This window comes from uncultured Hymenobacter sp. (genome assembly GCF_964243305.1).
In the GTDB taxonomy this organism is placed as follows: Bacteria; Bacteroidota; Bacteroidia; order Cytophagales; family Hymenobacteraceae; genus Hymenobacter.
Genome location: NZ_CAXTEF010000016.1, coordinates 70,266 through 94,263, shown reverse-complemented (window position 1 = coordinate 94,263; position 23,998 = coordinate 70,266). Strand labels below are relative to the sequence as shown.

Genomic DNA, 23,998 nt, shown 5'->3' with positions numbered 1-23,998 from the left:
TTGTTATAAATTACTTTGTTATAAATTACTTTGTTATAAATTACTTTGTTATAAAAACTTAAATTATACCCCTTAAAGAAGTTATTGGACTACGTAACTTCATAATTTTCAACTACGGTGCAGAGGCTCATCTTTACATAATGCTAATACGCTTGAGAATCTTTATACTGCCTCTGCTAGTCCTCCTGCATTCCGGTTTATCTGCCTACGGCTGGGGTCTCGCCCCGGCGCCTCTCCGGCGGGTTACTAGTGGCGCCGCCACCCCCGCTCGTGCTACCTCGCCCCTAGCCCGCCAAGCCGCTACGCACGCCACGGCGGGGGGTAGGGTGCGCATCACGGTAACTTTTGCAGCCCCGCCCGCCAGCGCCACCATGCGCGTGGCCCCGGCCCTCTACAACAAGGCGCGGGTCCTGACCTTCGAGCAGGACGACTCGCCGGTCAGCACCTTCACCGATTTGCTGCCGCTGCTCCGAGGCGGCGTGGCCTCGGGCGGCCAGCCGTGCCCCGGCCTGCGCTTCAGCGATGGCTGCGGCAACCTTCGCCCGTGGACGGCGGCCGTGGCCATCAATGGCCGCCACCTCTACCAAGGCGTTTATTCGGTGTTGCTGGACCCGGGACCCCATCGCAACGTAAATCTGCTGGTGTGGACGCAGGCCCAGGAACTGCTCGATAGTGGCTGGGACATTGAAAACCACTCCGACCTGCACTCGAACGAGCCAGGGACTCCCAGTCCGGCCCAGCAGCTAGCCACCCTCGACCAGCTGATTGGCGACCGCCTCAACGGCTACAAGCCCTCGGTGCACATTGTACCCGCCGACCACGCCGGCTACCCCACGGCGGCGTTTGCGGCCGGCTACCTGGCCGTGTCCAGCGCCAGCGTGAGAGACGGGCTGCCTAGAGTCAATCTTTGGAATGCTAATCGGGTGAAGATGAGTGACCTGCCGGACCCCGGTACCCGCTTCGTGTACAATCGCGACAACGCTGACCGGTACACGAGCGAGACCAGCGACACGCACCTGGCTCGCCTCAAGAGCTTGAGCGACAACTTGATGGCGGCGGACGCCAGCAACCCGTCGGCAGTATACATGCAGCGAGTGTTTACCCACGGCATGAACTTCGCCACCCTCTCGGGCTGGCTCAACTACACCCAGAGTATTGCCCAGGACCGCCTCTGGGTGACGTCGCTGCGCGAGTTCGGCGAGTACCGCCGCCTGAGCCGGGAAGTCCTCAAATCGGAGACGCTGAGCGGCAACACCCTGACCGTGGAATTGGACTACGCCAACGTGAGTGCCAACACGCGCTTCCAGAACCTGACGCTGCTGGTCGATTCGCCCGAGAGCATTGCCAGCATCGCGGTGAGCGGGGCCAACAGCAGCACCTATAATGTAGCGACGAAGCAAATCAATGTTTTCGGCGGCCCGGCGGTCCCTACCCCCCTGCCCGTGCAGCTTACTGCCTTCACGGCGCGGCGCGCGGCGGCGGGCGTTCAGCTCGCCTGGCGCACGGCCTCGGAGCTGCAAGCCAGCGAGTTTGAGGTGCAGCGCTCGGCCGACGGCCACCGCTTCGCGGCCGTGGGCACGGTAGCGGCGGCGGGCACTACGTCCGCCCCCCAGGCCTACGCCTTTCTGGACGCGGCGGCCCCGGCCGGCAGCGGCTGGTACTACCGCCTCGGACAGCTCGACGCGGACGGCACCCGCCGCTACGGCCCGCTGGTGCTGGTGGCGGCGGCCGGCGTGGCACCGGCGCCGCGAGTAGGGGTAGGGCCCAACCCGGCGCAGGCAAATAGCCAGCTCTCGGTGACGGTGGCGGGCTGCGCCGGCCATCGTTTGGAGCTGCAACTGCTTGATGGCCTGGGCCGGGTGGCGCTCACGCGGGCCTGGCAGCCGACAGCCTCCCCGCAGGTGCTGGCGCTGGCCCTGCCCGGCGGCATTCGGGCCGGCGTGTACACGCTGCGGGTCACCGGCGGAAGCCGGCCGCTGCAAACCCGCGTGCTGCTCAGCCGGTAGGGGGGGTAGGGCCCTAGAGCCTCACCCCGATGCCCGGCCCGAGCAGATAAAACCACTTGCCGGCCGATAGCAGCCGCCCGCCGCCCAGATACAGCGGAAACGTGAAGCGCCCGGCGCGGGGCGGCGATACCGAGCCCAGAATAACCACGCCCAAATCGCGCTGCTGGTTGTCCTGGCCCAGGTTGAAGGCGTTGAGGGCCACGAAGCCGGCGCCGATTTTATAGGGCCGCAGGTGGTTGATGCGGCCGGGCGAGTAGAAGCTGAGCTGGGCCAGCGTGGCCAGGCTGATGCCGCCGAAGTTGCCGTAGCCGCGCTCGCCCTGGCGGCGCGTGAGCAGGCCGGCGGGGAAGCTCACGTCGATATCAAAGCTGGTGCGGCGCTGGAGCACCAGCTCGATTTGCTGGCGGTAGCCGGGCTCGGCGTACTGGCCGGGCTGGTGGCGGATGCTGATGACGATGCGCGCCCAATCATCGAGGTCGAGCAGGCGGTGGCTGAGCAAGGTGTTGAGGCTCAGCGGGCCGACCTGGCCGGCGGCATCCTGGTAGGAGGCGGCGCGGGGCGAGGGCTCACTGGGGCAGATGAGCAGGTTGTCGAGGGTGCGCTGGTCGATGAGGTTGCCTTTGGCGTCGAGCGTGCGCATGTCCAGCGTCAGGCACTGCTTGCCGTAGAGGCCGGTTTTGTCGTCAATGGCGCCGGTATTGAAGGAGAATACGACGTCAGAAATGGAGCGGCCGTAGAGCACCGGCCCGTTGAGGTGGGGTAGGGACTGGGGGCCGGCACCGTAGTCGACGCTGATGAAATTGAGCGGATGCGGCCGCTGCATCTCCTTGACATTGAGCACGGTGCCGGTCGGCGCGGCCCCGTCGAAGATGCCCACTTTGCGCTGGTTCACGCTCAGCGGGACTTGCAGGCGGTAAATCATGGCTTGGTCGGAGCGGGTCGAGGAATCGGAAGGGATGATTTGCAAGCCCTCGAAGTAGAAACGGCCTTTTTGCAAACTCTCGCCTTCGAGGCGCACGTCCACCGTTTCGCCGGGGCTGATGCTGAGGTTCGGGCTCCACTCGCCGCCGCGGTGCAGCACGCTTACGGCAGTGAGGCGGGTTTTGGGGGCGATGTCGAAGTTGGTGATGAAGCGGGCCTGGTCTTGGTCTTTGATGTAGAGGTAGCCCTGGGTCTGGCGGTGCGGATTGAAGACGCGCAGCTGGCACAGCACCCGGTCATTCGTCAAATAGCTGCGGGTGTGCAGCTCGGCGATGAGCGCGCCACCCGGCTCCTGCTGGGCCTCGACGCGGTAGGTGCGGTGCAGCTCGAAGGCGCGGCCATCATCGAGAATAAACTCAGTGCCCTGCTGGCGGCCAGCCTCATCAAATACTACGTCCTTGCGCTCCACGCCCAGAAAGCGCAGTCGGCTGGTCTTGACCATAAACTCCTGGCGCAGCGGCGGCAGCTGGTAGCTCAGGCGGCCGCTGGCGTCGAGGCGAGGCCGCTCGGTGCTGGCTTTGACGGTGAGCGTGCGAGTACCGGTTTCGTTGGGCAGCAGGTGCAGGCGCAGGCCGCTGGCCGTGCGACTGAGCTTGTAGTCGATGTCCTGGCCGCGGGTCCACTCGTTGCTGACGCGGATATTATCCGGATTATCGGAGCCCAGTTCCAGCACTTTCTCCTCGCCCACGAACAGCTCCGCATCAGGCACGCGCAAGTCCAGCGTAGTGCGCGTGAGCGGCAGCAGGCTCACCAGCTGCTCGCGCGCGGGCCGCCCCGCGGTGTCCGGCGCCTGCCAGAAGCTGAGCCGCACGAACGGCGCGCCCGTCAGGTGGCGGAAGCGCAGCGTGGCGCGGTAGGCCCCATCGGCGCCGGCCGCGAGCGAATCGGTGATTTGGAAATCCGCCGAGGGGCGCAGGCGCAAGCGGGCGGGATGGAGGGGGTAGGCGCGCAGCTCGGCGGTCTGGTCGTCGGCGCGGTAGTAAAAGTAGAGGCGGGGCTCGCCGGCGACGGGCAGCGCGTGGCGGGTCAGGCGGTAGCTCGTGGTGTCGAAGGTCAGGCTGAGGTCGCGTAGCAGCGGAGCGGGTTCGGCCGGCGCGAGGGGGGTAGGAAGTTGGGCGAGGGCCGGGAAGGCGGCGACAGTCAGCAGGCAGCACAGCGCCCGGCAGAGCCAGGCGCAGGGGGTAGGAGTAGGCATGAACTTCGGGCGGGCAGCGGCAGAAAGGTGCCGCGACGGGCGCAAAAGTGGGGCCAGAGGCGAACTTTTAGGAAGTCAAACGTATCCTACTAAGCAATATGAGGACGGACTTTAATTATTATTCTTCGAAGTAATTTGAGGTAGTACCTAATATTCATTCGTTATAATGTAATTGCTGTCATGTTACGATGACTTCGAAACCATATAAGTCACCGCCTCACTACTATTTAACTCGGCGATTGTTGACCGAGGCTTGCCAATAAGCTGCTTAATTATGAAGAGAAAATCTGAGGTAATAAATGCGCGCATTCAACTTAATCAAGAGTGGAGTGAGGTGCGAACTAGGCTAGCTGAGTTTCCCCCAAGATTCCATCCTAGTAAAACTATTGAACTGCTAGACCTCTGTCGCGCTTCTCCGGTACTGCGCGAACTGAAGCCTCTTATCAGCTTGGGCCGCTTATGCTTAACGCACAATACTGCCATCGAGCAGCTTTATGCTGAGGGTAAACAGGCTACTAATAATGATTCCCCTTGTTTATATTTTTATGAAAAACGCTATGTCGTGTCTAGCTACGACAATGAGAATCAATGGCCTTTCGAAAATTCGCTAGACGCAGTCCACTTTGTGCAGCGACACCCAGTTAATATACCTTCGCTTGCAAACCATATTGTGGAAATAGCACCATCTACTCTGCAGAACATAACCTTTGATTGGCTTAAAGCCACAGTTCATGTAGAATTGCGTAGCGCAAAAGGTCCGGTTTTCCTTCACCTTAGCGGAGTAAGTTGGTACGAAGCAGTTCGGAGTATGCCAACCGGTGAAGTAGATTCAGTCGCTAAAATCGAGTATAACCAGCACCGACTGCTAATGAGGCTGAGTAGCGGCAACACTATCGCTATAGTAGCCAGCGGTTTGGAGATTGAAAGAGGGTAGCTATTCTTACCTAGGGAGCTGAGTGGTGCAGTAAGTAGCAGCCGTTGAGCAGGTTTCAGCTACGTAAGTGAATCAAACAGCTCACTCCCCGCGCAGCACGGCCAGCGGCGACTTGGTAAGCACTTCGCGGGAGTTGAACAAGCCTAGCGCCGCCGTGAGGGCCGTGACGATGGCAGCTAGCGCCAGCAGTGGCGCGGCTACGGGCGCGAACGTGGCCTCGAACACGAACGCCGCCAGCGCCCAAGTCGCCAGCACGGCCAGCCCGATGCCGGCCGCCGCCGCCAGCAGTCCCAGCAGGCTGTATTCGACCAAGGTGATGCGCAGAATCTGGCCCCGGCTCGCGCCTAAGGTTCTCAATAAAACGCTTTCCTGAATGCGCTGGTAGCGGCTCAGAATGACCAGCGAGCTGAGCACGAGCAGGCCCGTAACGATGCTGAACAGGGCCATGAAGCGAATCACGAAGGATATCTTGCTCAGAATATCGTCCAGCGTCTGCAGAATCAGCCCCAGGTCGATGGCCGACACGTTGGGAAACTGCGTGACCAGCGTGCGCTGAATATCGGCCAACTGCGCGGGGGTGTTGGTGCGGGTCATGATGACGTGAAACTGCGGGGCGGCTTCCAGCACGCCGCGGGGGAAAACGACCAGGAAATTGGTTTGCACCCGGCCCCAATCGACGGTGCGGGTGCCGCCTACCACGGCGTCCATCGGCGCGCCCTGCACGTTGAAGGTGAGTGTGTCGCCGAGCTTGAGCTTGACGCGCTTGAAGTAGTCGGCATCGACCGAAACGCGAGGCAGGCCGCCGGGACCAGGGCCGCGGTAGGGCGCACGGCCGGCCACGAGCTTCTCGGAGGCAATGAGCGAATCGCGGTACGTGACGCGGTACTCGCGCGTCAGGGCCCAGGCCGGCACGCCGCTGGCGGTGTCTTTCTTCAGCGCCGCCACCGAGCGGTTGTTGATGGCCGCCAGCCGCATCGTTACGACCGGCACCTGCTGCAAGAGGGGTAGGCGCCGGTCTGTCAGAAGCGCTGTGACGCCGGTTTGCTGCTCTTTTTGAATGTCAAACAACACCAGATTCGGCTGCGCGCCCGAGGCCGACAGCTCGACCCGGCCCAGCAGCAGGGCCTGTAATAAGTAGAGCGTCGCAATCAGAAAGGTGCCCAGGCCCAGGCTTACGGTGAGCACCAGCGTTTGATTCTGAGGACGGTATAAATTGGCCAGGCCCTGCCGCCAGACGTAGCTCCAGCCCACGGGCAGCAGGCGGCGCACCAGCCACATCAGGGCCAGCGCGCCCAGCGCCAGCCCGGCAAAGGCCACCAGCAGTCCACCCGAAAAGCCCAACGCCTGCTGCCAATTGCGGGTTTGCAAGCCCGCGAAGCCGGTGATGAACACGGCAATTAATGCCAGAACCAGCCAGCGCCAGGGGTCGGAGTTGGCCGAGGTTTCCTCATCCACGGAGGCGCGCAAGGTGCGCAGCGGTGAGACGCGCCGGATGCTGAGCAGCGGCAGTAAGGCAAACAGCAGCGCTACCAGCAGCCCGGCGCCCAGCCCCAGCCCGATGGCCGGCCACGACACAGCCACGCGCACCGTCACCGGCAGCAGGCCCGCAAACACCCGCGGCAAAGCCAGCTGCACCACCGAGCCCAGCGCCGCCCCTAGCACGGCGCCCGCCAGGCCCATGAGCGTGGTTTGAATCAGGTAAATCAGCATGGCCTGCCGGCCGCTGGCGCCCAGGCAGCGCAGCACGGCCACGGCGGCGCGCTTTTCGCGGGCGTAGAGGCTCACGGCGCTGGCCACGCCCACGCAGCCCAGCAGCAGGGCCACGAAGGCCACCAGATTCAGGTAGCGCGTCAAATCCTGAAACGAGCGGCCGGTTTGCTGCTGGCGCTTGGCCACGGTATCGGTGTCGATGCCGGCCGCGTCGAGGCGGGCCTCGACCGGCGCCAGGGCCTTGGTGACATCGGTGCCGGGCGCGAACTGAAAGTAGGTTTTATACTGCAAGCGGCTACCGCGCTGCACCAGGCCGGTTTGGGCCAGCAGCGCGCCGGGAATGAACACGGTGGGCGCCACGGCGGCGCTGAAGCCCGACTGCCCCGGCGTCTTGAGCACCCGCCCAGCAATGTAAAACGTGAGCTGCCCGACCTTGATGGAGTCGCCGGGCCGGGCGTTGAACTGGGCCAGCAGCGCGTCATCGACCAGGGCCACCCGCGATTCTCTACCCCCCCTCGCCGCCCGGAAGGCCACCACGGCGCCGGCCGGCTGCGTTTCCCAGGTGCCGTAGTAGGGAAAGCCACCGCTCAGCGCCCGCACCTGGGCCAGGCGCACGCCCTGGTTTTTGGGAAACAGAATGAGAGAGGCAAACGCCACTTCCTCGCTGCGCGCCCGCCCTAGCCGCGCCAGCGCCGGCCGCAAAGCTGAATCGACCGGCTGGCTGGACGAGAGCACCAAATCGGCGCCGACCAGCTCGCGGGCCTGCTCGTTGACGCTGCGGGCCATGTTGTCGCCAAAGGACGTGATGCCCACCAGCGCCGCGATGCCCAGCACGATGGCCGAGGTGAAGAGCAGCAGGCGCGCACGGCTGCGGCGCGAGTCGCGCCAGGCCATCAGGAAAAGCCAGGAAGGGTTCATAGTTGGTTAATAGGTCAGGGAAAAGGCGGTCATGCAGCGCGCAGCGCAGCACCTTGCTCGGGGAAGTAATCTAATCGTTTGGCTAAGCTGATTACTGCCGCACGCGAGATGCTTCGCTACGCTCTGCATGACCGCCTTTCAATCAGTGTATCAGCACCCTACGCCGCGACCAGCGAATCCGCCACCACGGCGCCGCCCTTGATGCGCAGCACGCGCTGGGTTTTAGCGGCCAGCTCCAAGTCGTGGGTCACGAGCACGAGTGTGGTGCCGGCTTCGCGGTTTAATTCAAACAGCAGCTCCACCACCGTGGCGCTGGTGTCAGCGTCGAGGTTGCCGGTGGGCTCGTCGGCGAAGAGGATGCCGGGGCGGTTGGCGAAGGCGCGGGCCAAACTCACGCGCTGCTGCTCGCCGCCCGAGAGCTGGGCCGGGTAGTGGTGGCCGCGCCCGCCCAGGCCCACGCGCTCCAGCAGGGCCTGCGCCGCCCGCCCGCCACCGCGCTCGCCGCGCAGCTCCAAGGGCACGAGCACGTTTTCGAGGGCCGTGAGCGTGGGCAGGAGCTGGAAATTCTGGAAGATGAAGCCCACGTGCTGGTTGCGCACGGCGGCGCGTTGGTCTTCGCTCAGGTTGTCTAATTGAATATTATTAAGCCACACGCTGCCCGACGTGGCTCTATCGAGGCCGGCGCACAGGCCCAGGAGCGTGGTTTTGCCCGAGCCGGAGGGCCCGACGATGGCGAACGTGTCAGCGGCTTGCAGCTCCAGGCTCACGGCGTGAAGCACGGTCAGCTCACGGCCGGCGCTGACGTAGGTTTTGGTGAGGTTTTCAACTTTCAGAATCGACATAAAATCAGCTTAATAAGGCCAGATTTAACAACAGCGTGGCGGCCCTTACGTTTCAGAAGACGCTGACGCCGAACCCGGCGGCATGTTTTCCCTTTGCTTTTCGCCGCGGTCGCGCGGCAGCCTCAACTGCCCGCTATGCTTCGCTCGTTCCATCTGGCCGCTGTGCTCGGCGCCGGCCTGCTGCTGGCCGCCTGCTCCTCGGCCCCCGACACGCCCGCCACCGCCACTTCGGCCGCAGTCCCTACCCCCCCTCAGCCGGCGGTCGGCGCGCTGGCGCAGCCCGCTGCCCAAACCATTCTGTTCTTCGGCAACTCGCTCACCGCCGGCCTGGGTGTGGAGCCGGAAGAGGCGTTCCCGGCGCTCGTGGGTCAGAAAATCGACTCCGCTAGCCTGGGCTACAAGGTCATTAACGCCGGCCTGAGCGGCGAAACCACGGCCGGCGGCCGCAGCCGCGTGGGCTGGGTGCTGGGACGGCAGCCGGTGGCCATATTCGTGCTGGAATTAGGCGGCAACGACGGCCTGCGCGGCCTGCCCCTCACCGACACGCGCCGCAACCTGCAAGCCATCATCGACACGGTGCGCGCCCGCAGCCCGCAGACCAGGATTGTGCTCGCCGGGATGCAGATTCCGCCCAACCTGGGCCCGCAGTACAGCGCTGATTTCAAGCAGCTCTACGCCGAGACGGCCACCAAGAACCAGCTCGTGCTCATCCCGTTCCTGCTGGAGGGGGTAGGCGGCGTGCGCGCCCTGAACCAACCCGACCAGATTCACCCCACGCCCGCCGGCCACCGGCTCATCGCGCGCACGGTGTGGCGGGTGCTCAGGCCCGTGCTCAGCCAGCCGACAGCGCAGTAGCTCCGTTTGCCTGGCCGCTTTGCCGGCAAGACAAGTAGCGCTAATTGCAATGTAGTGAAGAGCTTACGCCCGGCGGGCTATTTTTTCGCGTAAATTGCTGTCGGCAACGCTCTTTTTCTCACTCTTCATTTTCCCACTCTCCACCAATCCTATGAAACAGTTATCCTTCGCTTTCGGCCGCCGCACCTGGCGGGGCCTGTCCTTTGCGCTGCTGGCGCTGCTGCTGGCCGGCGGCCGGCCCACCGCCGCCCAGACGCCCGTCGCCAAGTACGGGGCCCTGCGGGTGCAGGGCGCCCGCATCCTGGATGGCAACAACCTGCCCGTGAGCCTGGCCGGCAACAGCCTGTTTTGGAGCAATGCCGGCTGGGGCGGCGAGAAATACTATAACGCCAACGTGGTAGGCTGGCTGAAAAACAACTGGGGCGCGACCGTCGTGCGGGCCGCGATGGGCGTGGACGAAGCCGGGGGCTACCTCGAAAACCCGGCCCGCGAGAAAGCCAAGGTTAAGGCCGTGGTCGATGCCTGCGTGGCTGCCGGCCTCTACGTCATCATCGACTGGCACTCGCACAGCGCCGAGAAGCACCAGGCAGAGGCCATCGCCTTTTTCAAGGAAATGGCCACCACCTACGGCAGCACCCCGAACGTGATTTATGAGATTTACAATGAGCCCCTGCAAGTGTCGTGGAGCGGGGTGGTGAAGCCCTACGCCCAGGCCGTCACCAACGCCATTCGCGCCATCGACCCCGACAACCTCATCGTGGTGGGCACGCCCACGTGGTCGCAGGATGTGGACGTGGCCGCCGCCGACCCCGTGGCGGGCACCAACATTGCCTACACGCTGCACTTCTACGCCGCCTCGCACAAGAACGCCCTGCGCGACAAGGCCCGCGCCGCCATCAGCCGGGGCGCGGCCTTGTTCGTGACGGAGTACGGCACGTGTGACGCTTCCGGCGGCGGCGCCATCGACGCGACTTCCACCAAGGAGTGGATGGATTTTATGCAGCTCAACAAGCTCAGCCACTGCAACTGGTCCATCAACGACAAAGCCGAGGCCGCGTCGGCGCTCGTGCCGGGCACCAACCCTGGCGCGGCGTGGGCCGACAGCTACCTCACCCCGTCGGGCCGCCTGGTGAAGGGCTACATCCAGGGCTGGAACAACGCTGGCACGACCTCGCCCGGCACCACTACCCCGCCGCCCACTACCACCCCGCCGCCCACGAGCGGCACGGCCACGAAGGTGGAAGCGGAAAGCTACCAAGCCATGTTTGGGGTGCAAACCGAGACGACCACCGACGTTGACGGTGGCCGCAACGTGAGCTACATTGATGCCGGCGACTGGATGGCTTACACCATCAGCGTGCCCGCCGCCGGTACGTATCTGCTAGAGTTTCGGGTGGCCAGCCTCAATGGGGGCGGTCAGATTAGCGTGGAGCAAAACTCCGGCGCCACGAAGCTGGGCACGGTGGCCGTGCCCCGCACCGGCGGCTGGCAAACCTGGACGACTATTTCGCGCACCGTTACCTTGAGTGCCGGCCAGCAGAGCATTGCCATCGGCGTCCCGGCCGGGGGCTACAACATCAACTGGTGGAGCTTCGCTAAAACCTCCGCCCGCCCGGCCCTGGGCGGCGCCCAGGCTCCGGCCGAAACGCGCGCGTCGGGGATATTTCCGAATCCGGTCCGGCAGCAGCTGCACCTGGTGACGCAGCCCGGCACGGCGGCCCGCGTCAGCGTATTTAATGTCCGTGGCCAGCGCGTGCTGAGCCAGGAGCTGCCCGCCGGCAGTCTCCCGGAGGCCACCCTGTCGGTAGAAGCTTTGGCGCCGGGCAGCTACACCGTGCGGGTGGTGGAAGGCAGCCGCACCACTACCACCAGGTTCGTAAAAGAGTAAGCAGCGAAAAACGTCCTGCACTGGCCTTCACCAAAGCCCTGCCCCCAGCCAAGGGGGTAGGGCTTTTTGTGGGGGCGGCCTTACTGCTCTTCAAATCACCCGCAGCGCGTCCACGTTCACCTCGTCGCGCAGCAGCTCCAGGCCGCGGTAGGTGAGGGGGCGGCCGGCGTCGGTGAGCAGCTCGGCCGGGCGCTCGGGGGCTGCGGCGTCGAGGGTGAGGCGGGTGAACTGCCGCTCGCCGAGGTAGATGGCGACCGGGCGGCCGCGGCGGGCGTTGTAGGCGGCCAGGGCCTGGTCGATTTCGGCGAGAATGCTGCTCATGGGAGGGCGAATATAGGCAGTCGTCAGGCTGGGCGTCGCTTGTCCTGAGTCGTCCGTCATCCTGAGCTTGCGAAGGACCCTATGCCCGTTGAACAACGGGCAGTAGTGACTTGATTAGTGCTTGTTCAACGGGCATAGGGTCCTTCGCAAGCTCAGGATGACAAGCAGGGGGTAGGGAATTACTTTTGCCTCACCTATGCCGCACTCCCTGCCTTCCGCCGCTACCGATGCCGCCCGCCGCCCCATCGGCATTTTCGACTCCGGTATCGGCGGGCTCACCGTGGCCCGCGCCGTGGCCCGCGCCCTGCCCCACGAGCGGCTGGTGTATTTCGGCGACACTGCCCACCTGCCCTACGGCGACAAGAGCCAAGCCGCCATTCAGGCGTATGCGGTGAAAATCTGCGACTTGCTCCTGCGTCAGCACTGCAAGCTGATTCTCATTGCCTGCCACTCGGCCTCGGCCGCGGCCTACGAGCTGGTGCGCGAGTACGTGGGCTCGAAGGCGCAGGTGGTGAACGTGATTGACCCGATTGTGCAGCTCGTCGGAGCCGAGTACGCCGGCCGGCCGGTGGGCCTGATTGGCACCAAGCAGACGGTCAATTCCAACGTATATAAAAAAAAAATCGACGAGCTGGACCGGGGCGTGGACCTGCACTCGCTGGCTACGCCGCTGCTGGCCTCGATGGTGGAGGAAGGATTTTACGACAACTCCATTTCCGCCGACATTATCGCCTCCTACCTGGATAACCCTGCCCTGAGCGGCATTGAGGCCCTGCTGCTGGCCTGCACCCACTACCCCCTCATCCAGCCCCAGATTGAGGCCTACTACCAGGGCCGGGCACCGGGCCGCGTGGCCGTGCTTGACCCCTCCAACGTGGTGGCGGCCACCGTGCGCGACTACCTGCACACGCACGAGCTAGCTGCTCCGGCCGCCAACGGCGCCGCGCCCGCCCACCACTTCTACGTCTCGGATTTTACGCGCTCATTCGAGGAAAGTACCCGGCTGTTTTTCGGGCAGGCCGTGCAGCTGGAGCATTATCCGCTCTGGGAATAGCGTAGCGTGGACGCTGCGAGTCCGCGCGTGAACGACACCCGCACGACTTGCCCAAACTACCCACGCGCGGACTCGCAGCGTCCACGCTACTGCTGTTATTGCCGCGCCTTATCCGCTTCCGCCTGATGCCGCCTACCCCCCTTGCTGCCCCCGGCCTAAAGAAAACCCTGACCGCGCTGCACCTGTGGGGTTTGGCCGTGGGGCTGGTCATTTCGGGCGAATATTTCGGGTGGAACTACGGCTGGGCGGCGGCCGGGCCGGTGGGCTTTCTGGTGGCGACGCTGCTGGTGACGGTGTTCTACGTGACGTTTGTTTTCAGCTTCACGGAGCTGACGACGGCCATTCCGCAGGCGGGCGGGCCATTTGCGTATGCGCACCGGGCGCTGGGGCCGGTGGGCGGGCTGGTGGCCGGCTACGCCACGCTGGTCGAGTTTCTGCTGGCGCCGCCGGCCATTGCGTTTGCCCTGGGCTCCTACGCGCATTTTCTGTATCCGGGCCTGCCGGTGCTGGGCACAGCGCTGGGCTGCTACGTAATTTTTACGCTCATTAATCTACTGGGAATCAAAGAGTCGGCCACCTTTTCGCTGGTCGTGACGGTGCTGGCCGTGGCCGAGCTACTGTTGTTCATGGGCCTGCTGGCGCCGCACTTCAAAACCGAAAATTTTCTGGCTTACCCCGTGCCCGTGAGTGCGCCGGGCGTGCTGGCCGCGCTGCCGTTTGCCATCTGGTTTTATCTGGCCATCGAGGGCGTGGCGCTGGTGGCCGAGGAGGTGGCCGAGCCCCGGCGCACCATCCCGCGCGGCTACGGCTACGGCCTGCTCACGCTGGTGGGGCTGGCCCTGGGCGTGATGGTGCTCAGCGGCGGCGCCACCCCCGATTGGCGCCGCCTGAGCCACCTCGACTACCCCCTGCCCGAAGCCCTGGCCCTGGTGCTGGGCCCCGGCAGCCGCTGGACCAAGTTCTTTGCCAGCATCGGCTTGTTTGGGCTGGTGGCCTCGTTTCACGGCACCATCATCGGCTACTCGCGGCAGGTGTTTGCCCTGGCGCGGGCTGGCTACCTGCCCGGTTTCCTGGCCCGCCTCAATGGCCGGCAGACGCCGCACTGGGCGCTGCTGGCCGGCGCCGCCGTGGGCGCCGGGGCCCTGCTCACCGGCACCACCGACCAGGTGATTATTCTCGCGGTGCTGGGGGCGCTGGTCATGTACATCGTCAGCCTGCTCAGCCTGTTTGCCCTGCGCCGCCGCGAGCCGGAGCTGCCACGCCCGTTTGCCGTGCCTGCCTACCCCTACGTGCCGCTGGTGGCCCTGGCGCTGGCCGTGGTTTGCCTGGGCGCGCTGGTCTATTTTAACTTGAAGTTGAGCGGTATCTTCCTGGCGGGCCTGCTCTTGGCGCTGACTGCCTACCGGACGCTGAGTCCGCATATATTAAGCGAGAAAGGAGGGGTAGGAAAATGACTATTATGCGGAAACGACCGTCATGCCGAGCGCAGCGAAGTGAAGCATCTCGCGGGCAGCAGTAATCAATGGTAATCAACGATTGAATTACTACCCCGAGCGAGATGCTTCGCTGGCGCTCTGCATGACGGGTTAACTCTTTTTTCAATTAAGCGCCCGCGTCATGTCTTACCGCCACACCATCGGCCATCAGACCTACCAGTTTGCCGACCTGAAGACGCTGCTGGCGCGGGCCACGCCGCTGCGCGCCGGCGACGTGCTGGCCGGCGTAGCCGCGGCCAGCTACGAGGAGCGCGTGGCCGCCCAATACGCGCTGGCCGATGTACCGCTGCGTACTTTCCTGACCGAGCCGCTGGTGCCGTATGAGCAGGACGAGGTGACGCGCCTGATTCTGGATTCGCACGACGCGGCGGCTTTCGCGCCCATTGCCCACCTCACCGTGGGAGAGCTGCGCGACTGGCTCGTATCGGAAGCGGCCGATACGCTGACCTTGCGGGCGCTGGCGCCAGGGCTGACGCCCGAAATGGTGGCCGCCGTGAGCAAGCTGCTGCGCAATCAGGAGCTGATTGCCGTGGCCCGCCGCTGCGAGGTCATCACGCGCTTTCGCAACACGCTCGGCCGGCGCGGGTATCTCGCCACCCGCCTGCAACCCAACCACCCCACCGACGACCTGCGCGGCATCGCCGCCAGCCTCATCGATGGCCTGCTCTACGGCAGTGGCGACGCCGTTATCGGCATCAACCCCGCCACCGACAGCCCGCAGCGCGTGCATCAACTCCTCACGATGCTCGACGCCGTGCGCGAACAGTACGCCATCCCGACCCAGACCTGCGTGCTGTGCCACGTCACGACCACGCTGCAACTTATTGAACAGCAGGCGCCCGTGGACCTCACGTTCCAGTCCATCGCCGGCACGGAGGCCGCCAACGCCAGCTTCGGCATCAGCCTGAGCCTGCTGCAAGAAGCCTGGGAAGCCACGCTCAGCCTGAACCGCGGCACCGTGGGTCAGCACGTGATGTACTTCGAAACCGGCCAGGGCAGCGCCCTGAGCGCCAACGCCCACCACGGCCTCGACCAGCAAACCTGCGAGGCCCGCGCCTACGCCGTGGCCCGCCGCTTTCGGCCGCTGCTGGTCAACTCGGTGGTCGGCTTCATCGGCCCCGAATACCTCTACGACGGCAAGCAAATCATCCGCGCGGCGCTCGAAGACCACTTTTGCGGCAAGCTGCTGGGTTTGCCAATGGGCATGGACATTTGCTACACCAACCACGCCGAGGCCGACCAGGACGATATGGACACCCTGCTCACGCTGCTGGGCGTGGCCGGCTGCAACTTCATCATGGGCGTGCCCGGCGCCGATGATATTCTGCTCGGCTACCAGTCCACGTCCTTTCACGACGCGCTCTACCTACGGCAGGTGCTGGGTCTGCGCCCCGCGCCGGAGTTCGAGGCCTGGCTAATGCAGCAGGGTATTTTCGGGGCGCAGGGGCAGCTACTGCCCGCGGCAGCCGGCGCCGGGCTGCTGCAAAAGCTGCCGCTGGCACTGCGTTAACCTCACCCCCGACCCCTCTCCAAAAGAGAGCGGAGCCTGACGATTGAGTTAAAAGGGAAGAGTTAGAAGTTAAAATCGATTGCCTTTCAACTGTTAACTCTTCACTTTCAACTGATAGCCTGCGCTGCCGCGGCGCCCTCTCTCTTGGAGAGGGGGTAGGGGGGTGAGGTGCCCCGCCTGAACTGCCCTACCCCCATGCCCACCCCTGAACCCGACCCCTGGGCCGCCCTCCAAGCTTTCACTGCCGCCCGCATCGCTCTGGGCCGCAGCGGCAGCAGCGTGCCGCTGCGCGAGGCGCTGGCCTTCAAGCTGGCCCATGCCCACGCCCGCGATGCGGTGTACTCGGCGCTGGAAACCGGGCGGCTGCTGGCCGAATTGGCGGCTTTGCAACTGCCCGCGTGCCCGGTGCAGAGTCGCGCCCAAAGTCGGCAAGACTACTTGCAGCGCCCCGACTGGGGCCGGCAACTCGATGATGCTTCTAAAACTACGCTGACCAAACAAGCCGCTGGCGAGTGCGACCTGGCCATCATCCTGGCCGATGGACTCTCAGCCACGGCCACCAACGAGCACGCCCTGCTACTGCTGCGCCACCTGCTGCCGCCGCTGCAAAAGGCGGGCTTCCGGCTCGGGCCGGTCGTGCTGGCCGAGCAGGGCCGCGTGGCGTTGGGCGATGAAATCGGGCAGCGGCTGAAGGCGCGGCTGGCGCTGGTCCTGCTGGGCGAGCGGCCCGGCCTGAGCGCGCCCCACAGCCTGGGCGCCTACCTCACCTTCGGCCCCCGTCCCGGCCTCACCGACGAGGCCCGCAACTGCGTCTCCAACATTCGCCCCGAAGGCCTGGCCTACCCCCTGGCCGCCGACCGGCTGTTTTTCCTGGTCTCCGAATCCCTGCGCCGCCAGCTTTCCGGCGTCGGGCTGAAGGACGAATCCAAGTTGCTATCGTGATGCAGGGTGCGGGGCTTGGCGGCGCGGCGCCGGGGCCGCGCCGTCAAGCCCCGCACCGTCAAGCCCCGCACCCTGGGGTGGTCCGGTCCGACGGCCCTAGGCCGTCCGACCAGTTGTCGGCAGGATTGTAGAACGACAACTTCCTGCCAGCGCGAACGACAACTGGTCGGACGGCCTAGGGCCGTCGGACCGGACGCCTTCCCCGGCGCCTATAGCCTCATGGCAAAGCGCCGGGCGGGGACAGCTGCACGACCGCGCAGCCAAGCCCTGCTCCTCATCGGGCGCGCTGCCTACTACAGCTTTTCCTCCAGCCACAGGTACCCCGCCGCCAGCAGAAACAAGCCAAAAAACCACGCCGCTGGCCAGGGCTGCGGCACATCGGAGCCGGGCGGAGGGGTAGGGATTTTGCTGCCCGGCGCAGCCCGCTGCGCTATGGCCAGTCGGCGCGCCTCTGCCTCCGGCCCGGCCCAGGCCGCAGCCGGATACACATAGAAGTGCTGCGCCCCCTGGCCCGGCCCGCGCACCTGCTGCCAGCCCGGCGCGGCCGGCCAAAAGGAGGCCGTGCTCCACTCCGGCAGGCGCGTATCCTGGCGCAGCGCGAGGCGCACCGTGGGGCCGCCGGCCAGGGCACCCACCGTGGGCTGAACAGCGGGCAGAGCGCCCGCCAGCCGCAGCGTGAGCGGCTGGTGAGGGCGGGGCCAGCGGGGCGTCACGCGCCAGGTGGCGGCGGCCGGCGCCGGCGGCACAGCCGCCGTCAGCAGGCGGTTCCAGAACGAGGCGTATACCAGCTGCTGGCCTTGCAGCGCCCAGCGGAAGGTTTCGGGCACCACGGATACGACTACGGCGCCCAGCCCCACGCGGCGCCCGGCCGCTACCAGCGCCGCGCCGCCCGTCCCATTCCCTACCCCCCCGCCCGTGACCAATCTCCGCAACGCCGGCGCCGGGCGCAGCTGGGCCGGCAGCGCCGCCCGCGCCGTGGCGGGCGCGGTGGGCCAGCTCAGGCGAGCGGCGGGCGCGGTGGCGGGTGCAGGGCGGGGCCGCACCACGAAGTCGGCGCGGGCGGGCACGGCGCGGGGCAGGGGTGCGGCGCCATCGGCCAGCACCAGCAGGCCCAGGCGGCCGGCTTGCACTGCCGTTTGCAGGGCCTGGGCTTCGGCGCCGGTGAGGCCGGCCAGCGTGGGCACATCCGCAATAATTACCTGATAGGCCGCGAGCAGCGCGGGCGTGAGGCGGTCCAGGGGCCGGGCGAGCTGATTGGTGAAATCTGTCTGCGCCAGGCCGCGGCTGACGATGGTGCGCAAGGCCACGGGATAGTGGGCTTCGGCGAGGTGGTTTTTCAGGAATTTAAACTCGAACGAAGGTGTGGCCGCCAGCAGCAGCACGGCGGGCCGGGGCGGGGCAGACCTGATTTCCACCGGCACGGGCTCGGTGATGAGCGGCCGACCGGCTTGGCGCAGCACCAGCTCATACAGGGCCAGGCCAGCGGCTTTGGGCTGGTAGCGCAGCGCAAACGCCCCACCGCTGGGCGGCAGGCGCATAGAATCGCGGACGGCGCCGGCAGCGCGCAGGCCCACCCAGGCCGGGGCGCCGCCGGGAGGCAGGACCACGCTGCCCTCCACTCGCAGCACCTCGCTCAGGGCCAGCTTTTCGGACCAGAAAGCGGTGCGAAAGCCCGCGAAAGCTGCCCCCGGATGCAGCACTACGGGCAGCGCGCCCAGCGCCGGCAGCTCGGCCGCCGGCAGGCCCTGGCCCAGCACGTGCAGGCGGCGCAGGGCCGGCCGCTGCTCGGCTAGCGTCAGCAGGCTGGGCAGCGGCCGGGTGCCGGCCGGGCTGTTTCGGGCTGACGATGGCGCCGCCTCAGGTTCCTCGTAAAGCCACACCGGTGTGGCCGCGCCCAGCCGGCGCAGCAGCTGCCGAAGTGTGTCGGGCGCGTAGCCTTGGGTGAGCAGAATGGCTTCGGAGCGGGCCCGCAGCACCGGGCGCGAGGGGGGGTAGGCGCTGAGCCAGAGTGCGGCGGCGGCTATGGCACTGGCCAGCATCCGCGCGCCGCGCTGCCGTCGCTGCGGGCGCCGCCCGGCCAGCAGCACCAGCCAAAGGCCGAGCAGCAGGCACGAGGCCAGCAGCCCGTAATAAAACAGAAGATTAAAGGGCGGGACGGGCAAAATTTCAGGTGCTCAGGTAAGCCAGCGAATCGAAAAAGCGAAGAAACAGCATCGCAGCGCCTACCTGCCCAGCGCCTGAAAGTAGCGCCGCGCCAGCCGGTCGGGTGCGGGCGGGGGGGTAGGCACGGGCGCAGGCGCGGCCAGCAAATCGGTCAGGGCGCGCTCGACGGGCAGGCGGTAGGCGATGCCGGCGGGCCGGCCGGCGCGCACGTCGGCCACCAGCGTGCGCAGGGCCCGCAGCGCCGGCAAATAGGTGCCCGGCCGGCGCAGGGCGGCCGCGGCCAGCTCGGTGCCGGCTTGCTCCAGCAGGCGTGCGCCGGCTGGGTCGGGCCGGGCCGGCGCGGCAGAACTGGCGGCGCTGGCGGCCAGCCAGTGCAGGGCGGCTTGCGCGGCCGAGGGGGGGGTAGGAACCGGGCGCGGCTGCTGGCGGCGCGGGGCGGCGGCGCCGGCCAGCTCGCCGCTCAGGCGCAGCGTGGCCTCGGGCAAAGGCGGCGGCACAAAGCCGGCTTTCTTGACGTAGGCGCGGGTTTGCTGCTGCACCTGCTTGAGCAGGCGCAGGGCGCGGTACTCGTAGGGCAGCGCGGCCGGGAGCTGGCCCGTGCGCAGGCGCAGCTCGGCGGCCCACATCTGGTCGAGCACGGCGCGCAGCTTGGCTTTCACGGCGGGCTCCAGAAAGTCAGCGGTTTCGGCGTCGTCGTGGCGGTGCACGTAGGGCTCCATCAGGGCGTCGGTTTCGGCCGTGGGCGAGGCTTGGGTGGCGGAAGCGGGGGCGGCGTGGTCGTGGCCGTCGTCGGCCGAGTGCTGCTCGGCCGTAGCGGCGGGGCGTTCCTCAGCAGCGTCGGCGGTGGGGGCGGCGGGCGCATCCGCCGCTTCTTCCGCGATGGGCGAAGGTGCGGCCGTCGCGCCAATAGCGCCCTCGGCCTGCTCGCCCATAAACTTGCCGTAGCGCAGCCGCAGCGCCTGCTGGTCGAAGCCCAGGGCGTTGGCGCGGCCGGCCAGGGTCGGGGCTTCGAGCCGGGGCTTTTCGGCTATTAACTTCTCGGTGTCGATGATAATCTGGCGCTGGCTGCGGAAGTAAGCGGGCGCCACCTTCACGCCCATGCCCATGTCCAACGGGCTGTCGGTCAGGGCCGTGTCCTGCCACTGCACCAGGTAGGCATCAGTGCGGGCCGAGTGGCCGGCATTGTCGCGGGCGCTGAGGTAGAAGTACAGCTCGTCGCCGTATGTCAGGCCGAGCTGGGGCAGGTTGAGCTGGCTGGCGAGGCTGATTTGAGTGGTTTGGCCACCGAGGCCCGCGCTCAGGTCGCGGCGCACCTCCCGAAACTTGACGCCCTCGCCCTGCCCCTGCGCCACGGTGATAACCAGCTCGGCCCGGCTCAGGCCGTAGTCGTCGCGCACGGTGGCCCGCACCGCCACTTCCGGCCGCTGGCCAAAGGCCGCCACCAGCGTGTACGGCTTAGGCGAGATAACGCGCACGCTAGGCGCCTGGTCGGCCTGCACCGTGATGGCGTAGTCATCCGAGACGGTGCCCGCGTAGCGCAGCCGGTAGAGCACCGAGGCAGTCAGGATTTGCTCCGTGAAAAACGCGCCCGGCTGCCCCGCCACCGGCCGCAGCGCCACTCGCCGCGCGCCGATTGCCAGCACCGGCGCGGCCGGCCGCTGCGCTGGCTTGGTTTCGCCGCTCACCCGCACCAGCCAGCGCACCGTTGAGCCTTGCGGGCACTGAAACGAAGCCTGCGCGGGCGCAAACGCCGGCCGCCGGGTGTAGGCCGGGGGCGTCACCAGCAACCGCGTTTCCCTGATGCGGGCCGGCGCGCTGCCGACAGTAGCGGCTGGCTTTTCCTCCAAAAAATGAACCGCAACCCCCGCCGGCCGAACGGCCTTTTGCGCGCCTGGCAACCCCGCCACCAAGGCCGCCGCCAGCAACAGCAGCCCCGTCAGCAGCGCCGGCTGCCGCCAGGAAACGGGCAGCGCCAGCGCCCCCGCGGTTTGCAGCTCTTGCAGGCGCCCCGCCACGCGCTGCTGCTGAAGCCCTTCCAGCAAGTTCAATCCGGCCGGGCCGCGCAGGAGCAGCCCGGTGCTGTCCTCAAGTATCGGAAGCTGCCGGTCGAGCCGGGCCGCGATGGCCGCCGGGCCCAGCCGCCGCAGCGGCCAGCAGCGCCAGCCCACGAGCAGCAGGCCCAGCGCCGCCAGAATCCCTACCCCCCCTCGCGCGGCCGGCCAGTGCCGGGCCAGCAGGCCCAGCAGCAGCGCCGCGGCCAGCGCCGGCAGCAGCACGGCCGCCGCCCGGCGCGCGAGGTAGCTCCGGCCTGCCGCCCGCAACAGGAGCCGGGCCTGGGCTACATCGGGCGTTTGCGTTTGCGAAGAGGAAACTAGTTGGCTCATACAAAGAAAGCTAGCTCAGGAAGCAGCAGAAGCGGCAACAGAGGACAAGGCGGGCCTGGTGCGGCGCCAGGCCAGCCAGCGTTCGAGGGCGAAGAGCAGCCCTGCCACCAGCACCAGCCAGGGCCGCAAATCGGTGAGGCGGAACGCCGGCGGCGTCGCCTCGGCGTCGCCCGAAGCTACCGGCCGCGCCGCCCGCTTACGGCCAGCGCCAGCCGCGTAAAGCTGGGCCGGGTCGAGGGCGCGCTGGTCGTAGGCGGCCAGCTTTTGCGTTAGGGCTTGCGTTGTGGTTGGCGCCGGGTAAGGGGGTAGGGCAACGGGCGCGGCCTCATCGGTGGGGGCTGGGGCCAGCAGGGTCAGCAGCCGGGCCGGCAGGTCAGGGCTCTCCGCCAGCTCGCTCCAGGCCGGGCTCAGCCGGGTATGCAGCTGATAGAAAGCGCCTTGCCCCAGCTCGCGCCGCGCCAGCACCGCCCGGCCCCGACCATCGGTCCAGAGCGGCACGCCGGCCGCCGGGACGCTCGGCGCGCTCCGCCGCAACATGGTCACCGCCGCTTCGCCAGCCGCGCCGACCAGGCGGGCGGGGTCGGCGATGCCCGGCGCGGCGGCTTCCTGCCACACCCGCGTCCCGCCGCGGACGGCCGCCTGCCAGGCCGCGGGCAGCGGCGCATCGCTCAGCCAAAAAAGCCAGTCCGGCGCGGTGGCCGTATCCGGCGGCGCGGCCACCACCCGCAAATCCAGGGGCGCGGGCAGGCCCACGGCCGCCGCGCGCAGCCCGGCTTGCAGGCAGCGGGCATCGGCGGCAAAAGCGGGCGTGGCGTAGAGGATGATGCGCACGGGCCGGGTGCGCACGGGTATGAGCGGCGTCGTTTCGGGGGCGGTGGTGGAGGTGGCATTGGCGGCCGGCGGGGGGGTAGGGGCCAGGGGCGCCAGCTGCGGCCCACCGGCGCCGGCCACCAGGCGCAGCGGCGGCAGCCCGGCCACCCGCACCTCTGCACCCGGCTGGGGCCGTGCCACCGATTTCAGCTGAAAAGTAGTCTGGATTTCGCTGCTGTGGCCCAGCAGCAGGCGCAGGCTGTCGCCCCAAAAAGTGGCCTGATGCACCCAGTTTGAGGGAGCACCGGCGGGCACCAACTGCCAAGTGATGCTGGCCGCCAGCGGCGCGTGCGTCCCCCGAAACCCAGCCAGCGCGGCCGGCGTGAGCACGTAGAGCGGCTGGCCCGCAAACCGGGCGCCCGCCTGCCGCACCCGCGCCCACTGCCAGGCCGCGCCCACCGAATCAGCCGCCGAAAGCACCCGCGCACTGTCGCGCAGCCTCGCCGAATCAGCTCGCCAGGCGGCCCCCGACAGCCGCGGAAAGCCCGCCGCCAGCCAGCGCAGCCCGTAGCCGCGCCGCCGCAGCGAGTCGATAGTGGGCCGCAGCGCCGCCAGGGCTGGGTTGCCAATCAGCGCCGGGCTCAGCAGCACCTGGCCGCGGGCGGGGGGTAGGGATTGCCGCCACGCCGGGCCAGCCACGGCCAGCGCCAGCACGGCCAGCAGCGCGGCCCGCAGCAGCAAAAGCCAGAGCTGCTCCAGCTTGAGGTTGCGCAGGCGGCGGTTGGCACCCGCGGCCAGCCAGCGCAGGCTGCCCACGGCCACTTCGCGGCCCGGCCGGCGGTTCCAGAGGTGAATGGCGACCGGCACCAAAAGGCCCAGCAGGGCCAGCAGAGCGGCAGGGTTTAACAGGGTGAACAAGATTAGAATGTAAATATTTACGTCAACACCTTCGCGAAACTTAGCTTTTAACTTCTTTTAAACTCTGCGTGAAACCTAACTCTTGCGCATTTAACGCAGGGTTTAAAAGAAGTTAAAAGCTAAGTTTCGCGAAGTTTGGGTTTCAGGCCGCAGCCCGGCGCCGCAGAAACTCCCGCATGGCTTGGTCGAGCGGGTTGGTGGTGCTGAGCTGGTGGTAGTCAAGGCCGTGGCTGCGGGCGGCGTGGGCAGTGTCGCGCAGCCACGCTTGCAACTGCTGGCGGTAGGCTGGGCGCTGCTGGTCGGCGTCGAGCTGGAGGGTCTGACCGGTTTCGAGGTCTTTGAGCGTAACACTGCCCTGGTAGCTGAAGGCCAGCTCGTTGCCGGCCATCAGGTGCAGCAGCAGCACGTCGCCGCTCACGGCGCGCAGGCGGCTGAGCAGGGTGTTTATCTCGGCGTCTTCCTCATACAAGTCGCTCACGCACACGGTCAGGGCGCGCAGACGGCGGGCGGTGAGCGGCGCCAGCGTGGCGGCACCGGGAAAGCGGCCGGCGGCTTCGGCCGTTTCGAGGGCGTGGTAGAGGCGCGGGAGCTGGCGGGCGTCGGCGCGGGGCGGCAGGTGGCGTAGGCCGGCGGGCCCCAGGATGGTCAGGCCCACGGCATCGCCCTGCTGATGAGCCAGATAAGCCAGGGCCGCCAGCAGCAGGCGGGCGTAGTCGAGCTTGCTCAGGCCGTTGTCGTCGCGGTGGTTCATGCTGGCGCTGGCGTCGAGCAGCAGGTGCACCGTGAGGCTGGTATCGACTTCTGATTCGCGCAGGTAGTAGCGGTCCGAGCGCGCAGCCAGGCGCCAGTCCAGACGGCGCAAATCGTCGCCGGGCTGGTAGGGCCGGTACTGGCTGAACTCCAGCCCCGCCCCGTGGCGCCGGCTGGCGTGGGCGCCGTTGAGGAAGCCCTCGGCGGCCTGCCGGGCGGCCAGGCTCAGGTTGCGCAGGTGATGGAGGTGTTCAGGCGTCAGCATGTGAAGTAGCGTGGACGCTGTGAGTCCGCGCGTGGGCCGTTAAGTAAGCTGTTTGG

16 protein-coding genes are annotated in these 23,998 nt (G+C 67.0%); 8 read left to right on the top strand and 8 right to left on the bottom strand.

What is annotated here, in order from left to right; translation table 11 throughout:
- Positions 1–152 precede the first annotated feature (152 nt).
- Positions 153–2,006: a hypothetical protein gene (locus ACFE70_RS11305; RefSeq protein WP_375417848.1), complete on the top strand. Its 1,854-nt coding sequence runs from the start codon at positions 153–155 to the stop codon at positions 2,004–2,006.
- 13 nt (positions 2,007–2,019) lie between these two features.
- Here ACFE70_RS11305 and ACFE70_RS11300 read toward each other — a convergent pair whose 3' ends face one another.
- On the bottom strand, positions 2,020–4,182 hold the full coding sequence (locus tag ACFE70_RS11300; RefSeq protein WP_375417847.1) for a hypothetical protein: 2,163 nt from the start codon (positions 4,180–4,182) through the stop codon (positions 2,020–2,022).
- Between the two features lie 274 nt (positions 4,183–4,456).
- Here ACFE70_RS11300 and ACFE70_RS11295 point away from each other — a divergent pair, with 274 nt between their 5' ends.
- Complete coding sequence (locus ACFE70_RS11295) at positions 4,457–5,116, top strand: hypothetical protein (protein ID WP_375417846.1); 660 nt, start codon at positions 4,457–4,459, stop codon at positions 5,114–5,116.
- A gap of 81 nt (positions 5,117–5,197) precedes the next feature.
- Here the strand turns inward: ACFE70_RS11295 and ACFE70_RS11290 are convergent, their stop codons facing one another.
- Both ACFE70_RS11290 and ACFE70_RS11285 read right to left on the bottom strand, forming a co-directional pair.
- A complete protein-coding gene (locus ACFE70_RS11290; protein WP_375417845.1) occupies positions 5,198–7,744 on the bottom strand; it encodes an ABC transporter permease in 2,547 nt (848 codons plus the stop codon).
- Between the two features lie 158 nt (positions 7,745–7,902).
- A complete protein-coding gene (locus tag ACFE70_RS11285) occupies positions 7,903–8,586 on the bottom strand; it encodes an ABC transporter ATP-binding protein (RefSeq protein WP_375417844.1) in 684 nt (227 codons plus the stop codon).
- A gap of 135 nt (positions 8,587–8,721) precedes the next feature.
- On the opposite strand from ACFE70_RS11285, the gene ACFE70_RS11280 reads away from it, so the two are divergent.
- Together ACFE70_RS11280 and ACFE70_RS11275 are read left to right on the top strand one after the other, a co-directional pair.
- The gene (locus tag ACFE70_RS11280; protein ID WP_375417843.1) at positions 8,722–9,441 is read left to right on the top strand and encodes a GDSL-type esterase/lipase family protein; all 720 of its coding nucleotides are present in this window, start codon (positions 8,722–8,724) and stop codon (positions 9,439–9,441) included.
- A gap of 151 nt (positions 9,442–9,592) precedes the next feature.
- Positions 9,593–11,329, top strand: a complete 1,737-nt coding sequence (locus ACFE70_RS11275; RefSeq protein ID WP_375417842.1) for a cellulase family glycosylhydrolase — start codon at positions 9,593–9,595, stop codon at positions 11,327–11,329.
- 90 nt (positions 11,330–11,419) lie between these two features.
- Here the strand turns inward: ACFE70_RS11275 and ACFE70_RS11270 are convergent, their stop codons facing one another.
- Positions 11,420–11,650, bottom strand: a complete 231-nt coding sequence (locus ACFE70_RS11270; protein WP_375417841.1) for a hypothetical protein — start codon at positions 11,648–11,650, stop codon at positions 11,420–11,422.
- Positions 11,651–11,846: 196 nt separating this feature from the next.
- Between ACFE70_RS11270 and murI the strand changes: the two genes are divergently transcribed.
- From murI to eutC, 4 genes are all read left to right on the top strand, one after another.
- On the top strand, positions 11,847–12,704 hold the full coding sequence (gene murI, locus ACFE70_RS11265) for a glutamate racemase (RefSeq protein WP_375417840.1): 858 nt from the start codon (positions 11,847–11,849) through the stop codon (positions 12,702–12,704).
- A 125-nt stretch (positions 12,705–12,829) separates the two neighbouring features.
- Positions 12,830–14,158, top strand: coding sequence for an ethanolamine permease (gene eat / locus ACFE70_RS11260; protein WP_375417850.1), 1,329 nt, complete (start codon positions 12,830–12,832; stop codon positions 14,156–14,158).
- 163 nt (positions 14,159–14,321) lie between these two features.
- Positions 14,322–15,710, top strand: a complete 1,389-nt coding sequence (locus ACFE70_RS11255; protein ID WP_375417839.1) for an ethanolamine ammonia-lyase subunit EutB — start codon at positions 14,322–14,324, stop codon at positions 15,708–15,710.
- Between the two features lie 195 nt (positions 15,711–15,905).
- Positions 15,906–16,652, top strand: a complete 747-nt coding sequence (gene eutC, locus ACFE70_RS11250; RefSeq protein WP_375417838.1) for an ethanolamine ammonia-lyase subunit EutC — start codon at positions 15,906–15,908, stop codon at positions 16,650–16,652.
- Between the two features lie 293 nt (positions 16,653–16,945).
- On the opposite strand, the gene ACFE70_RS11245 is transcribed toward eutC, so the two are convergent.
- The 4 genes from ACFE70_RS11245 to ACFE70_RS11230 all read right to left on the bottom strand — a co-directional run bounded on the left by ACFE70_RS11245 (position 16,946) and on the right by ACFE70_RS11230 (position 23,942).
- Positions 16,946–18,814 (bottom strand): hypothetical protein, encoded by a 1,869-nt coding sequence (locus ACFE70_RS11245; protein ID WP_375417837.1) that lies wholly within the window; start codon positions 18,812–18,814, stop codon positions 16,946–16,948.
- Between the two features lie 60 nt (positions 18,815–18,874).
- Positions 18,875–21,199 carry a hypothetical protein gene (locus ACFE70_RS11240; RefSeq protein WP_375417836.1) on the bottom strand — a complete coding sequence of 775 codons (2,325 nt, stop codon included), beginning with the start codon at positions 21,197–21,199 and terminating at the stop codon, positions 18,875–18,877.
- A 15-nt stretch (positions 21,200–21,214) separates the two neighbouring features.
- The gene (locus ACFE70_RS11235; protein ID WP_375417835.1) at positions 21,215–22,927 is read right to left on the bottom strand and encodes a BatA domain-containing protein; all 1,713 of its coding nucleotides are present in this window, start codon (positions 22,925–22,927) and stop codon (positions 21,215–21,217) included.
- 142 nt (positions 22,928–23,069) lie between these two features.
- Complete coding sequence (locus ACFE70_RS11230) at positions 23,070–23,942, bottom strand: DUF58 domain-containing protein (RefSeq protein WP_375417834.1); 873 nt, start codon at positions 23,940–23,942, stop codon at positions 23,070–23,072.
- Between the last annotated feature and the right edge of the window lie 56 nt (positions 23,943–23,998).

Excerpts from the sequence above, each read along its gene's own strand:
- ACFE70_RS11285 (WP_375417844.1), bottom strand. The coding sequence starts at position 8,586 with ATGTCGATTCTGAAAGTTGAAAACCTCACCAAAACCTACGTCAGCGCC.
- eat (WP_375417850.1), top strand. The coding sequence starts at position 12,830 with ATGCCGCCTACCCCCCTTGCTGCCCCCGGCCTAAAGAAAACCCTGACC.
- ACFE70_RS11300 (WP_375417847.1), bottom strand. The coding sequence starts at position 4,182 with ATGCCTACTCCTACCCCCTGCGCCTGGCTCTGCCGGGCGCTGTGCTGC.
- eutC (WP_375417838.1), top strand. The coding sequence starts at position 15,906 with ATGCCCACCCCTGAACCCGACCCCTGGGCCGCCCTCCAAGCTTTCACT.
- ACFE70_RS11295 (WP_375417846.1), top strand. The coding sequence starts at position 4,457 with ATGAAGAGAAAATCTGAGGTAATAAATGCGCGCATTCAACTTAATCAA.
- ACFE70_RS11270 (WP_375417841.1), bottom strand. The coding sequence starts at position 11,650 with ATGAGCAGCATTCTCGCCGAAATCGACCAGGCCCTGGCCGCCTACAAC.
- ACFE70_RS11275 (WP_375417842.1), top strand. The coding sequence starts at position 9,593 with ATGAAACAGTTATCCTTCGCTTTCGGCCGCCGCACCTGGCGGGGCCTG.
- ACFE70_RS11290 (WP_375417845.1), bottom strand. The coding sequence starts at position 7,744 with ATGAACCCTTCCTGGCTTTTCCTGATGGCCTGGCGCGACTCGCGCCGC.
- murI (WP_375417840.1), top strand. The coding sequence starts at position 11,847 with ATGCCGCACTCCCTGCCTTCCGCCGCTACCGATGCCGCCCGCCGCCCC.
- ACFE70_RS11280 (WP_375417843.1), top strand. The coding sequence starts at position 8,722 with ATGCTTCGCTCGTTCCATCTGGCCGCTGTGCTCGGCGCCGGCCTGCTG.
- ACFE70_RS11255 (WP_375417839.1), top strand. The coding sequence starts at position 14,322 with ATGTCTTACCGCCACACCATCGGCCATCAGACCTACCAGTTTGCCGAC.
- ACFE70_RS11230 (WP_375417834.1), bottom strand. The coding sequence starts at position 23,942 with ATGCTGACGCCTGAACACCTCCATCACCTGCGCAACCTGAGCCTGGCC.
- ACFE70_RS11240 (WP_375417836.1), bottom strand. The coding sequence starts at position 21,199 with ATGAGCCAACTAGTTTCCTCTTCGCAAACGCAAACGCCCGATGTAGCC.